General features: G+C 68.6%; 1 protein-coding gene and 1 pseudogene. Both read right to left on the bottom strand.

Going from position 1 to position 1,556, the window contains the following annotated elements; genetic code table 11:
* Positions 1-861, bottom strand: an 861-nt coding sequence (locus tag DXD48_RS09950) for an NAD(P)-dependent oxidoreductase (protein WP_370446308.1), incomplete at its 3' end; no start/stop codon positions are given.
* Positions 862-1,290 (bottom strand): annotated as a pseudogene (locus tag DXD48_RS10340) (dTDP-4-dehydrorhamnose 3,5-epimerase family protein); the annotation flags it as partial.
* Positions 1,291-1,556 lie beyond the last annotated feature (266 nt).

Here is a 1,556-nt window from a genome sequence, read left to right on the forward strand (position 1 = left end):
GAAGCCTGCGGACTCCAGCTTGGACAGGTCGAGCGCGGAGTGGACCGGGCGCGGTGCGATGGGGCCGGCGGCGCTGGCGTAGTAGTCGGCCGTGGAGACCGGGACCACCTTGCCGCCGTTGCCGTTGGCGGCCTCGAAGACCTCACGCGCGATTTCGGCCCAGGAGGCGACGCGGCCGCTGCCGGTGCAGCCGTAGGTGCCGTAGGGGGCCTTGTTCTCCAGCACGTGGAAGATGGCCGCGGCCATGTCGCGCGTGAAGGTCAGGCGTCCCAGCTGGTCGTCAACGACGGTGATCTGGGTGAGCTTATCCCCCGGGTCGGCGACGCGGTCGGACAGCGCCTTCATGGTCTTGACGAAGTTGTGCCCCTCGCCGATGACCCAGCTCGAGCGCATGATGTAGTGGCGCGGGCAGCCGGCCACGGCGATGTCGCCTGCCGCCTTGGTCTGGCCGTAGACGGACAGTGGGCTGAGGGGCTCGTCCTCGTCATGGACCTCGGCGGTGCCGTCAAAGACGTAGTCGGAGGAGACGTGCACGAGCGTGATGCCGTGCTCGGCGCAGGTGCGGGCGAGGAGCGCCGGGCCGGTCGCGTTGGCCTTCCAGGCGATGACACGGCCCTCGGGGGTCTCCGCTTTATCCACGGCCGTGTAGGCACCGCAGTTGATCACGGTGCCGTAGAGCGACCAGTCGTACTGTACGTAGGCGTCCGGGTCGGACATGTCGAAGGTGTCGATGTCGCAGAAGTCGAAGTCCTTCGCGACGCCGCGCTCCTCCGCCAGCGCGCGGACCGCATGGCCCAACTGGCCGTTGCAGCCGGTGACGAGGGTGCGCTTCGGCGCCATGGGGACGACGTCCTTGAGCATCGGGTGGTTGAGGTCGGCATCGGAGACGGTGGCCTCGTCGAGCGGGATGGGCCACTCGATGGCGAGCTCGGGGTCGGCGAGGTTCACGAAGGTGTAGGTCCTCTTGAGCTCCGGCGACCAGTGGGCGTCCACCAGGTAGGTGTAGGCGGTGCCGTCCTCCAGGGCCTGGAAGGAGTTGCCCACGCCGCGCGGCACGTAGATGGCCTTCGAGGGGTCGAGCACGGTCGTGTAGACCTTGCCGTAGGTGGCGCTGCCCTCGCGCAGGTCCACCCAGGCGCCGAAGACGCTGCCGCGGGCCACGGAGATGAACTTGTCCCAGGGCTCGGCGTGGATGCCGCGGGTGACGCCGCGGCTGTCGTTGTAGGAGATGTTGTTCTGGACGACGCGGAGGTCCGGGATGCCCAGGGCGGTCATCTTGGCGCGCTGCCAGTTCTCCTTGAACTAACCGCGCGAGTCGCCGTGGACGGCCAGTTCGACGACCTTCAGGCCCTCGATGCCGGTCTCGGTGACGGAGAGGTCCTTCTCGAATGCGATGTCTGCCATGTCTCTGCTCTCCTTACTGCCCCTGCGCGCGGTAGCGGGCCTCGGTGGCCTCCTTGGCCGGGCGCCACCAGGCCTCGTTGGCGACGTACCAGTCGATGGTGGCCCTGAGGCCCCCGGCGAAGTCGGTGTGCGCCGGCCTCCAGCCGAGCTCG

Source organism: Collinsella sp. TM05-37 (assembly GCF_003436455.1).
In the GTDB taxonomy this organism is placed as follows: Bacteria; Actinomycetota; Coriobacteriia; order Coriobacteriales; family Coriobacteriaceae; genus Collinsella.